This window comes from Alteromonas sp. G4i35 (assembly GCF_054960375.1).
Genome location: NZ_JBHNZD010000052.1, coordinates 1 through 10,329, shown reverse-complemented (window position 1 = coordinate 10,329; position 10,329 = coordinate 1). Strand labels below are relative to the sequence as shown.

Below are 10,329 nucleotides of genomic sequence, written 5' to 3'. Positions count from 1 at the left end.
CTTCGACAAAAGAGTGAGTGATCAAAAAGAAGTTAGAACTCATTTAGCGCCGGAACACGAGCTAATTAGTTATTTAGCAATATATGCAAGAACCATGAATGACTACAAAACTATTTTCACACGCAACACCGATAACTTAAACGGAACAACCAGAGCCCGAAATGAAGTAAAAACTCTGGTTACAAAAATCCTGGAGATGTCTAATGGCTAAGGATTGGATAACAGAATCAAAATCTGACTCAAAGAGCAGCTGGGAGTCAGGTTCAAATAATAAAGAAGTAAAAATGGGCAGGCCTTCTATTCCTGAAGAGAAAAAAAGAAAGCCCAGGTTTACTATGAATATGAATGACTCTGAATATAAGTTAATAGAAGAAGCAGCTGAACAGCTTGGTGTTCCAGTCGCTGTTTATATAAGGCAGCAAGCACTATTAGCCGCAGAGAAACAAATGTCGCAAAAGAGCTAACACATTAAAAGTACTTTATAAGTATTTTAAAAATACTTATAAAGTACTTAATATATTTATTTAACTAATTCTCAATTTGGCATGCCAAATTGAACTTCCCGCTCTCTCTATAGCACAAGCCATAGCCTTTTTTTGGCGACTGTGACACTCTTAGTTAAAAACCAAAAAGAACACCTCTGTAGCCCCCAATTTTAAAGGGGTCTCTGTTAGGCTTTTTCTTTTGGTCCTTTACTAATTCATCTTGTATATATAGCGCAGTGTGACATGAATAATTTGGTTCATAAATACCTAAAAAAACACGGACCAGCTTTGAGCTCTGAAATAACGGAGTACCTAGTTAACACGTTGAAACTAACTCCGGATGCTGCGAGACAAAGAGTGTCTAGGGCTGGCGAGGACATTTCACGATTAGATCTGTCGTTCCCGAGACGAGCCAAATTGGCTGAAATACCGTTTAGGTCACTAAATTACGATAAATTTCCGTAACCAATTGTTTTTAATGCTATATAACTACGTTTTTCATCTGTTTTAAGCTTGCGGCAAACAGGCTTCTACTTTCAGGGTTAAATTCATAAATTCCCATAAAATTAATGTGCGCCTATGAAATGACTGAGCCAGTAGATATTGATTCAATTACCTCAGCGCGTTCATCCTGGGAGTTGAGCGACACGCAGTAGTCAGATAAAAACAGGTAATTCCACAATATGATGATATTACGCAGTAACGTGTTGCTAGCCATAACCAGCTGTATTTCATCCTGCAAGCCTACTTGAAGCTTTCCATTCCTACCGAACAATACCTTGTCCGCTAGCTTCTGCCCGAGTTCAACCCTATTCAGCTGCTTTTGTATATTCTGTCTAAGCTCTTCATCATCGATGTAATTCAAGATGAAGTGGGTCTTCAGTAGTCTTCCAAATTCTTTAAATGCTTTGTATAAAATATTGTCCCGTTCGCTACCAGATAACATTTTCAGCATTTGTGAAGCGCTACAACGCATTAACTTCATTGATGCCATAAGTCGTAAAATGTCGTCCCAATTTTCCAATATCAATTTCTTATTAATTTGTGTTTTGGGATCCAATGGAGAATCGAAATGCTTCTGGGTAGTTTTGGAATCATAGGCATACAGCGTTTGACTATGAACGTTCTTTATTCGAGGTGCGAAGGCAACATCCATGAAGTGCAAACCTGCAAACACCGCTTCTAAAGTTGAGAAACTTATTTATGATGAAAATGCTGGGCTGAAGCTGTTAGCCTACATATTTAATGAGGAAGATAGCGACTTCGAAAACAATATTAGAAAGGGAGCTGCACAGCTATCTTTAGTTGAATTTGGCGAACAAAAGAGACTCTCTGGTCACTTTTGGACTTATGCCGGAACAAAGGGAAAACTAGAAGTTAAGCTAATAGACTCTAAATTAGTAGTAGACGATTTTTCTACAGCAATTCGTTATTGGGAAGTGAGTGAAGATTGGTTGACTTAATTTGGGAGCCTGGCGGCTAGCAATCAATTATTAGCGATATCCAAAATTAAGAATCTGAATCAAAGTTCCAATTCAGACTTAGCTACGCATGCCGAGCAAATACTCAACAAATGGGGTTTGAGCCAGCCACAGAAAAATAATCTACTTGGCTCGAATTCGTTTTTAGATGTTTCAGAACTTGAAATTACCTGTGAGCTCAGAGAGCGATGCCGCCTGATAACAGCAATAGATGAGTCATTAAAAATCTGTTTCAATTCTGAAGAGAATATTAATGGTTACATGAGGATGGTAAATCACAACCATGCGTTCAATGGAGCAAGACCTCTCGATTTAGCGCTTGAGAGCCTTGATGGTCTCAAAATGGTTGACCTGGAAATCGCAAAATTAATCAACATCTAACTCTCGCACAGACTTAAATTAACTGCGATCGACGACGTAAATAATTCTCATTTGCTATGTGTGAAAAATAAGTTTTGTTTAGGAAAAGCCTTCTTACGACATGCTATTTAGCCAGCGATTAATACTTCAGCCTCGGTTAGAACTGAATGCCTCGGCAAATGACGTACCAGACTTTGGAGTTGGGCAGGGAATTAATGATTTACAATTGGGTATAAGACTGCGGTATGAATTCGAAAGAGAAATCGCTCCTTATATTGGGTTCCGATGGCAACGTCAATTTGGTGCTACAGCAGATTATACACTACAGGAAGGAAATTCAACGGAGTTCATGGAAGTTATATTAGGTATTCGCGTCTGGTTTTAGTTCTATTTAGCAATTAAAATTTCGAGTAAGTTGCTTCTTTAAGAGCAATGGATGAGAGCGGTCTTTGGGGACGACCGGTAACTTAAGCCTTATTACCATTTAAAATTAATTGCGCGGCTAATTTAATATTAAACCAATACCCCAAAAAATTGCCCAACCATGTAAGTCATTATCATGGCTAGGGCTCCCCAAAATAAAACTCTTATTGCAGCCCTAAGGATGGGAGCTCCTCCTGCCTTTGCAGCAATGGTTCCCAGAGAAGCTAAAAACAGAAGAGATAATATTGCAACGGACTGGATGATCCACTGATGAGGAACCAACCAAGCAGCGATAAGTGGCAATAAAGCGCCAAGAGTGAAGGTGATTGCTGAATAAAAAGCTGCTTGTAGAGGTCTGGCTATTGAAATATCGGTTATCCCGATTTCGTCACGAGCATGAGAGGCTAACGAATCGTACGCCATTAACTGTTCAGCAACCTGTTTAGCTAAGCCTGCATCTACACCACGTTGTTCATATATGTATGCAAGTTCGTTAAGTTCAAACTCATAATTGCTCTTAAGGGATTCTTTTTCTTGTTCTAAATCTGCTTTTTCAGTGTCAGATTGAGAGCTAACTGAAACATATTCACCAGCAGCCATGGACATGGCACCAGCAACCAGACCTGCAACGCCTGCTAATACAATACTTTGCTGCGTTGCCTCAGCTGAAGCAACACCTATAATCAAACTTGCAGTCGACACGATACCATCATTGGCTCCTAATACTGCGGCTCTCAACCACCCTGAACGATGGGACCTATGTTCTTCATGAATGCTCACGAAAATTCCTCTGTATTGCTTTGTTAACCTACATGTTAGTTAAAGAAATTATGGAAAACTAGGCGTAAAAATGCTATTACGTTGCCATATAAGACATAAGTACGATAAAACTTTTGGTTTATAGGGCATCGATATGATTGATAGTGTTCGAAGATTTTCTAAATTGAACCCTCTTTTTCCACACTATTGGTGAAATAATGAAAACTCGAGTTTACGATTTACCTACAAGGTGCTTCCATTGGCTTTTTGCTGGTTCTTTTATTGCCGCCTTTACCATCTCAAATACAGTTGATGATGACAACCTGGCCTTTTCTTATCATATGATTTTTGGCTTAATAATGGTCTTCAGCGTATTATTGAGGGGGATCTGGGGAATAATTGGCAGCAGGCACGCTCGGTTTACCGATTTTTCCTTGAATGTGTCCGGATTGGTTGCATATCTTAAAGGAATATTAACCGGAACAAATAGAACGTGGGTCGGTCACAATCCTGCATCTAGTTGGGCTGCATTGGTAATGATGATATTGGCCTTGGGCTTAGGGGGAGTTGGTATTTTGATGGCTACCGGAGTTGTAGGGGAGTCTTGGAAGGAGGTTCACGAGCTATTGGCCAATACTTTTATCGTTGTGGTCATTTTGCATATAGCTGGTGTTATTCTTCACCAACTCAAACATAAAGATTCGATCGGTATGAGCATGGTAACGGGTTACAAACGAGACTTAGCCGAAACCACTGAGTCTGTCTCTAGGCATTTCGGGATTGGTCTCTTATTTTTGTTTTTGATCGCAGGCTTTTCGGCATACTTAGTTGGGAATTTTGACCAACCCTCAAGGACGTTATCTGTGTTCGGAACTAAGCTTCAGCTAGCAGAAAATGAAGGAAATGAGCACGAAGAATATGAGAGACATGAAGAGTATGAAAAACACGACTGAGAATGAGAAATAAAGAGCGAGTTTTTTTATTAGCCACCTTCGGTTTAATTGGCGCTATGGTCGTTACTGACTTAATCACAGACTTTGATGAAGGCGTGCCATTTTGGCACGTCTTTATTGAGGCAAGCGCTGGATTAATGGCAATTATTGGCGTTATTTTTGTTCTTAAAAATATGCTGAATTTAAGAGTAAGTTTATCCAAAGAAAAACTAAATTCTGCTGCATATAAGCGTGAAGCTGAGCAATGGCGTTCTCAGGCGAAAGAACACATAGATGGAGTGTCCCTGATGATAGAAAATCAATTATCAGCATGGGGACTTACTCCGGCCGAAAAACAAGTGTCTTTTTTGTTGCTGAAAGGTTTTAGCTTGGTTGAAATTGGTGAGTTTCGGAATACATCAGAGAAAACCGTAAGAACTCAGCTTAGCGCCATTTACGCAAAAGCAGGTTTAAAAAATAGAGCTGAGTTTGCTGCATTTTTCTTGGAGGATTTGCTTCCTGGCTCTAATGTAAAAGCATGAATTTTCTCGACAACCATTAACGGCTCTCTGAGCAGATACCAATATTTAGAGCCTTCGCCCTAGTGCATCCGGATTGGAGAGATCGAGATCTAGTTTTTGAATTCTGGACTTCAAGTATGTTTGACGATGAAGCTATTACAAAACTAAATAAAGCTCAGCAGAACACAAAACAATATAAAATTGTGTACAGAGATTATAGGGACGTTTCGAGAAAAATAAGAGACTCAAAGAACAAGGCTTTGATAAAAACTTTTGGCGATCATTTTGTGAATCACCCATTGAACAACATTAATTAAATACTTTATAAGTTATTTTGTATGCATCTAAATTAGGCATGCCTAATTTTACTTTATGCCTAACTCTGTATGATAGTTAATCAACGTCGTATATCGATACTCAAAGCTATTCAATACGTTTCGGTCATTTTTCTGGACGGATGAAATATATTTCTCAACGTATCCGGTAAACTGCTTAGTGATATGCTCTTCTTTATCAACTAACTTTCGACCAGCTGCTTTGCTACGCAAAACAAATACATCATCAGCTACATGACGTTCATCTCTAATAAGAAGAGCTTTAGAGTAATCTAGGCCCATCCCTTTTATGTGCCTATTTTTTCTGTCGACTTGAAGAATGAAAGAAGCTTCGTGCCTTATGTGGGATCGTACAGGTATAGCAAACATCAGGCCTTGTATAGTGATTTTGACTACACCATGCCCGCGAACTTTATTATCAATATCAAGCCAACAACCGGCTTGCATGTCAAAGTCTAATGCTTGTTCTACACGTACATTATCAGTATAAAATGAGGGGGATAGTTTCTTTAATTCCACTTCGTCTCCATACGAAAAACCCCAGTCTTAAACTGGGGTTTTCGGTAGCAAATACAAGGAATTTAGGTTTTTAACGTGGGGATGTTCCTACCGCCACAACAAACAAGGAATTTGGGTTTTTAACGTGGGGATGTTCCTACCGCCACAAGCTACATCTATATTATGGGGCATATTATACCAATTTGCAACTATCGCCATAACAGGCAGAAAAGCTATCACTCCTGATATAGTAAGATAGCTTTGTTTAAAGTCATCCGCGTAACACCAAAGTGCTTCGCAACCTCACCTTTAGTTATAGAAGGATCTGTTAGCATTGCTCTGGCCTTAAGAACAGCTTTCTTGTCCATTTTCATAGGCCTTCCACCTTTGCGTCCACGAGCTCTAGCCGCAGCAAGACCCGCCTGCGTTCGCTCTCGAATAAGATTTCTCTCGAATTCGGACAACGCACCGAAAATATGAAAAACCAACGTCCCTGAAGATGTAGCTGTATCAATAGCTTCAGTCAACGACTTCAGTTTTATTTTGCGCTCCTCAAGCTCACTTACCAAGGAAACAAGGTCTTTTAAACTTCGACCTAACCGATCAAGTCGCCAGACAACCAAAGAGTCACCTTCCCGTAACGCATCGAAGCACCGTTCAAGCTCAGGCCTATCTCTTGATGCACCGGAATAAGTTTCATGAAAGATTTTCTCACAGCCTGCTTTTTTTAACGCATCGAGTTGCATAGCAGTGTCTTGCAGTGCTGATGATACGCGAGCGTACCCAATTATCATAATCTCATACCTTTTCTATACGTAGATTATTATATGACTTTTTATACACAATTCATTCTTTAAATGATATCACTACCAGGTAACTTTATTATGCATAAAAAACTACCGTTTTTTATACACCCAACTTACATGGCCATCATAGTTAAAGACATCTATGCTCGATATGTGATTTTTAAAATTAGGCATGCCTAATTTACCTGTGACAGTGTCACAGAATTTGTTATACTATGTGACACCGTCACAGATAGGAAATACACATGCGTTTTTCTATAACTAACGAAAATCAAAAAGATGCCTGGGCATATATCTCCAATAAACTTAAGAACGATCCAAACTATCTTTACTTCGATGATTTAGGAAAAGAAGACGAAGCTAAAGACACCTTTCGAGCCATACGGTTTAACGAAGATTTAACAGCTGAAAAACTAAACAACTGGTGTAAAAAATACCTTCAAGATAAACAGCTCAACTCCCTTAGAGCTGCACTTCGCAAAAAGAGATCAAGACGTAAGAAAGATGTTCTTTCCATAGAGCTTGATAGGGATATCTATAGTGACCTGAAAGACTTGGCAGCAGCTGAAGATATGACCTTAAAAGATTACCTGGCAATGCTCATACAGGACCGCTACCACGAGGTAAAACCTCCCGTTGCAAATAGGGCAAAGCAACGTAAAAAATGCTAGGTGTGACTACGTCACACATTTCCCTCTTTTCGCTTATCCCAGCCTAAATTTAACACCGTGCCATCGGGCAACCCACCCCCTTTGGGAAAAGGGCATCAGGAGCAATGGCCCTTTTCATAGCGCCTTCACCGCTTCGCGGCTTGGCGCTAAAGGCCGTCCGCTCGCGGACGCTGTGTAAGACTCGTAAACTCGTCCCTACACAGCGTCCGCAGCGGCCTGTAGCATTTGCGCGCATATTTTTACACGCACAAAATCCGGCCTTGCCAAAGGGGGTGGGTTGCCCTATTATTACTCATGAAACAACCGTGAGCTTTCTGCTCCGGATTCAAAAAATAGGCGCTTTCGAGCTGCCTTCAACACGTCACGAAGACCCACAAGAAAAATTCAATATTCTATAAATCATGCCGCGCCGCATTTTTTGGCGATCTTAAAAATCGGCGCTTTCGAGCTGCCGTTAACACGTAATGAGGATTTAGGCGAGATCGGTCCGAGCCTGACGCTATGCGTCGAACTGGGGCGAAACGGCCCAGGTGGTATTTATCATCTGGGACCGCATTCACTCAACGAGTGAATGATTTTCTAACAACTCATTATAGGTAAAATATGATTGAAGAATTCGATGTTAAAAAAGAGACTGAGAAGGCAAAGCAGTTAACCAAAGCAATTAGAAAACCGAGATTTTATCGATCAAGTTTAGATGAATACGCGGATATCCTTATTGCACTTCATCGAGCGGGGAATACAACAGCCAAAATTCATCGCTTTCTAGTTAAAGAAAAGAAAGTAAACGTAGCTTGGTCTACAGTATATCGCTGGGTGAAAAAGAATGGCTAGATTTAGGAAAAGCCCACTCAGCCCTCAAAAAGCGGAAAGTATTGCACAAAAACAAGCTGCAAAAATTATGGCTCGTATGCAAGGCCGAGACAAGCCAATCAAATCTGTAGGCACTGCCCGAGGTTACACCGACTGCCTTAAAAAAGTTGCTCGTTACGTCAATCAACAATTTAACATCAGTCTAAGAGAGCTTACGCCCGAGCAAGCCAAGCAATACCTTGATGTTCGTTCTGAAGAAGTAGGACAAAAAACACTAGATCAGGAGCGTCAAGCTATCCAGGCAATGATGCTTAATGTAACCAAAGCACTAGATATTTCCGATAAAAAAGATCGTCTATCTTTCGTCAAATCGACTAAAGATGAAATCGAAAAAGGCAGAGCGTATACCAGCCAACAAGTGTCCATGATCGCTTCAGCACAATCTGAAAAACACGCTATAGCGTGCATGTTCCGGCCCATTCCGATCACCCATTTCGGTTCAATCCGATCACTGATTTCGGTCTAATCCGATCGCCTATTTCGGAGTTATCCGATCAAAAATGACGTTTTTCCGAAATCACTGATCGGAATCCCGAAATCTTCTTCTTTTTCTCATTAAATCAATTGGTAAGCTCCACTTCATCACTTTATTGAAGGAATGAGCTGCCATGGCGAGAAAGAGAACCGATATGAGAAAGATTAAAGACGTCCTGCGTCTCAAATTCGAAGTAGGATTAAGCCATCGAGACATCGGCCAATGCTTAAGTCTTGGTCCTTCAACCGTGAGTGAAATACTCTCGCGCTTTAAATCCAGTGACTTATCGTGGCCGTTGCCGGAAGCGCTAAACGATAAAACGCTCGAAGCGCAGTTGTATAGCACGGGTCCCGTTCAGCGCCAGAAACGGCTGCCTGACTTTATGCTAATGCAGCAAGAGTTGAAGCGCAAAGGCATGACTAAGCTCTTGCTGTGGGAAGAATATTGCGCCGAGGATAGTGCGTCAGCCTACGGCTACACGCAGTTCTGCGAGCACTATCAGCGGTGGCTTAAAAAGCAGAAACGCAGTATGCGACAACATCACATCGCAGGCGATAAGTTGTTTATTGACTATTGCGGACCAACGGTACCTATCATCAATCCTGATACGGGCGAAGTTCGTTATCACGCACAAATCTTCGTTGCGACCTTAGGCGCAACCAACTACACCTATGTTGAAGCTGGTCGCTCACAACGTGAAGAAGACTGGATAATGGCGCACGTAAGAACGTTCCGCCACCTTGGCGGTGTACCCCGTTTACTTGTGTCGGATAACCTGAAATCGGCCGTTACCAAAGCCCACCGCTACGCGCCTACGCTAAATGAAAACTATGCCAAAATGGCGCGGCATTATGGCTGTGCCATTGTGCCTGCACGCCCATATAAACCGAAGGATAAAGCCAAAGCAGAAAATGCGGTGCTGATTGTTGAGCGTTGGATATTAATGCGATTGCGACGTGAGAGCTTCTACACCCTAGCGGGTCTAAATGCGCGGATTAAAGTGTTAATGGCAGAGTTAAATAATCGGCCACAACGCTTATACCCAGGCTCTCGTCGTGAACAGTTTGAACTGCTCGATAAGCCAGCCTTAATGCCATTACCTGGCACCATGTATGAGTACATCGACAGTAAATGGGCGAAGGTAGGGCCGGATTACCATGTGTTGTACCAAAAGCATGCTTACTCTGTACCACACACTTTAGTGGGCAACACGGTGACCATAGAGGCAAGTGGCAGTGTGGTCAGCATCTATCATCACAATCAACTGGTAACACAGCACGCTAAATCAGCAAAAGAAGGCGGCTTCTCAACCCAAAAAGAACACATGCCGGACAGCCATGTAAAACAGCGCTTCAGTGCTGAGCGCTTACTGCACTGGGCTGAGAATATCGGTGTGGGTACCCGTGGTGTGGTGCAGTGGCACATCCATAGTCGCAAACATCCTGAGCAAGCGATTAAAAGCTGCTTAGCTATCCTAAACCTCACTAAACAACATGGTGCTGCGCGACTTGAAGCCGCTTGCCAAAAGGCATTACTGCTAGAACGCCCTCACCGGAGTGTGGTGATGAACTTACTCAAACATCATCAAGAAAGCATACCGAGCACCGCTGTTGAGCAGGATGAGCAGCCTGTCACCCATCACAATATCCGCGGCCAACATTACTATCAATAGGAAACCCCATGACACAATCTCAATTACAAGAGCAACTA

Annotated in this window: 15 protein-coding genes; 11 read left to right on the top strand and 4 right to left on the bottom strand. The window is 41.6% G+C overall.

Annotation, left to right across the window (positions count from 1 at the left end; genetic code table 11):
- Together ACFI6L_RS20015 and ACFI6L_RS20010 are read left to right on the top strand one after the other, a co-directional pair.
- Positions 1-211: hypothetical protein (locus tag ACFI6L_RS20015; protein ID WP_462574679.1), on the top strand; the 211-nt coding region annotated here is incomplete at its 5' end.
- Entirely contained in the window at positions 204-464 is a 261-nt protein-coding gene (locus ACFI6L_RS20010) for a ubiquitin family protein (RefSeq protein WP_462574678.1), read from the top strand. The genes ACFI6L_RS20015 and ACFI6L_RS20010, both read left to right, overlap by 8 nt.
- Before the next feature lie 598 nt (positions 465-1,062).
- Here ACFI6L_RS20010 and ACFI6L_RS20005 read toward each other — a convergent pair.
- Positions 1,063-1,641: a Tn3 family transposase gene (locus ACFI6L_RS20005; protein WP_041156842.1), complete on the bottom strand. Its 579-nt coding sequence runs from the start codon at positions 1,639-1,641 to the stop codon at positions 1,063-1,065.
- Here ACFI6L_RS20005 and ACFI6L_RS20000 point away from each other — a divergent pair.
- From ACFI6L_RS20000 to ACFI6L_RS19990, 3 genes are all read left to right on the top strand, one after another.
- Positions 1,640-1,948, top strand: a complete 309-nt coding sequence (locus ACFI6L_RS20000) for a hypothetical protein (RefSeq protein WP_052481564.1) — start codon at positions 1,640-1,642, stop codon at positions 1,946-1,948. The genes ACFI6L_RS20005 and ACFI6L_RS20000 overlap by 2 nt on opposite strands.
- 117 nt (positions 1,949-2,065) lie before the next feature.
- Complete coding sequence (locus ACFI6L_RS19995) at positions 2,066-2,347, top strand: hypothetical protein (protein ID WP_041156841.1); 282 nt, start codon at positions 2,066-2,068, stop codon at positions 2,345-2,347.
- A 100-nt stretch (positions 2,348-2,447) separates the two neighbouring features.
- Positions 2,448-2,711 (top strand): copper resistance protein B, encoded by a 264-nt coding sequence (locus tag ACFI6L_RS19990; RefSeq protein WP_041156840.1) that lies wholly within the window; start codon positions 2,448-2,450, stop codon positions 2,709-2,711.
- Positions 2,712-2,839: 128 nt separating this feature from the next.
- Here ACFI6L_RS19990 and ACFI6L_RS19985 read toward each other — a convergent pair whose 3' ends face one another.
- Complete coding sequence (locus ACFI6L_RS19985; protein WP_182127090.1) at positions 2,840-3,529, bottom strand: VIT1/CCC1 transporter family protein; 690 nt, start codon at positions 3,527-3,529, stop codon at positions 2,840-2,842.
- 197 nt (positions 3,530-3,726) lie between these two features.
- Between ACFI6L_RS19985 and ACFI6L_RS19980 the strand changes: the two genes are divergently transcribed.
- Both ACFI6L_RS19980 and ACFI6L_RS19975 read left to right on the top strand, forming a co-directional pair.
- On the top strand, positions 3,727-4,461 hold the full coding sequence (locus tag ACFI6L_RS19980; protein WP_041156839.1) for a cytochrome b/b6 domain-containing protein: 735 nt from the start codon (positions 3,727-3,729) through the stop codon (positions 4,459-4,461).
- Positions 4,462-4,463: 2 nt separating this feature from the next.
- A complete protein-coding gene (locus ACFI6L_RS19975) occupies positions 4,464-4,982 on the top strand; it encodes a helix-turn-helix transcriptional regulator (protein WP_041156838.1) in 519 nt (172 codons plus the stop codon).
- Positions 4,983-5,326: 344 nt separating this feature from the next.
- Here ACFI6L_RS19975 and tenpIN read toward each other — a convergent pair whose 3' ends face one another.
- Together tenpIN and ACFI6L_RS19965 are read right to left on the bottom strand one after the other, a co-directional pair.
- Positions 5,327-5,815 (bottom strand): type III toxin-antitoxin system TenpIN family toxin, encoded by a 489-nt coding sequence (tenpIN, locus tag ACFI6L_RS19970; protein WP_188731859.1) that lies wholly within the window; start codon positions 5,813-5,815, stop codon positions 5,327-5,329.
- Positions 5,816-6,030: 215 nt separating this feature from the next.
- Positions 6,031-6,588: a recombinase family protein gene (locus tag ACFI6L_RS19965; protein WP_188731862.1), complete on the bottom strand. Its 558-nt coding sequence runs from the start codon at positions 6,586-6,588 to the stop codon at positions 6,031-6,033.
- 257 nt (positions 6,589-6,845) lie between these two features.
- Here ACFI6L_RS19965 and ACFI6L_RS19960 point away from each other — a divergent pair, with 257 nt between their 5' ends.
- The 4 genes from ACFI6L_RS19960 (at position 6,846) to istA (ending at position 10,291) form a co-directional block, all read left to right on the top strand.
- Positions 6,846-7,271, top strand: coding sequence for a hypothetical protein (locus tag ACFI6L_RS19960; protein WP_462574676.1), 426 nt, complete (start codon positions 6,846-6,848; stop codon positions 7,269-7,271).
- Positions 7,272-7,874: 603 nt separating this feature from the next.
- On the top strand, positions 7,875-8,105 hold the full coding sequence (locus ACFI6L_RS19955; RefSeq protein WP_188731866.1) for a hypothetical protein: 231 nt from the start codon (positions 7,875-7,877) through the stop codon (positions 8,103-8,105).
- Complete coding sequence (locus tag ACFI6L_RS19950; protein ID WP_462574675.1) at positions 8,098-8,610, top strand: hypothetical protein; 513 nt, start codon at positions 8,098-8,100, stop codon at positions 8,608-8,610. Before ACFI6L_RS19955 ends, ACFI6L_RS19950 begins: the two co-directional genes overlap by 8 nt.
- Before the next feature lie 142 nt (positions 8,611-8,752).
- The gene (gene istA, locus ACFI6L_RS19945; protein WP_462574674.1) at positions 8,753-10,291 is read left to right on the top strand and encodes an IS21 family transposase; all 1,539 of its coding nucleotides are present in this window, start codon (positions 8,753-8,755) and stop codon (positions 10,289-10,291) included.
- The last annotated feature ends 38 nt before the right edge of the window (positions 10,292-10,329 follow it).

Bases quoted from the DNA above. Each gene is read 5' to 3' on its own strand.
- ACFI6L_RS20000 (WP_052481564.1), top strand. From the start codon at position 1,640: ATGAAGTGCAAACCTGCAAACACCGCTTCTAAAGTTGAGAAACTTATT.
- ACFI6L_RS20005 (WP_041156842.1), bottom strand. From the start codon at position 1,641: ATGGATGTTGCCTTCGCACCTCGAATAAAGAACGTTCATAGTCAAACG.
- ACFI6L_RS19960 (WP_462574676.1), top strand. From the start codon at position 6,846: ATGCGTTTTTCTATAACTAACGAAAATCAAAAAGATGCCTGGGCATAT.
- ACFI6L_RS19965 (WP_188731862.1), bottom strand. From the start codon at position 6,588: ATGATAATTGGGTACGCTCGCGTATCATCAGCACTGCAAGACACTGCT.
- ACFI6L_RS19975 (WP_041156838.1), top strand. From the start codon at position 4,464: ATGAGAAATAAAGAGCGAGTTTTTTTATTAGCCACCTTCGGTTTAATT.
- ACFI6L_RS19950 (WP_462574675.1), top strand. From the start codon at position 8,098: ATGGCTAGATTTAGGAAAAGCCCACTCAGCCCTCAAAAAGCGGAAAGT.
- istA (WP_462574674.1), top strand. From the start codon at position 8,753: ATGGCGAGAAAGAGAACCGATATGAGAAAGATTAAAGACGTCCTGCGT.
- ACFI6L_RS19980 (WP_041156839.1), top strand. From the start codon at position 3,727: ATGAAAACTCGAGTTTACGATTTACCTACAAGGTGCTTCCATTGGCTT.
- ACFI6L_RS20010 (WP_462574678.1), top strand. From the start codon at position 204: ATGGCTAAGGATTGGATAACAGAATCAAAATCTGACTCAAAGAGCAGC.
- ACFI6L_RS19990 (WP_041156840.1), top strand. From the start codon at position 2,448: ATGCTATTTAGCCAGCGATTAATACTTCAGCCTCGGTTAGAACTGAAT.
- ACFI6L_RS19955 (WP_188731866.1), top strand. From the start codon at position 7,875: ATGATTGAAGAATTCGATGTTAAAAAAGAGACTGAGAAGGCAAAGCAG.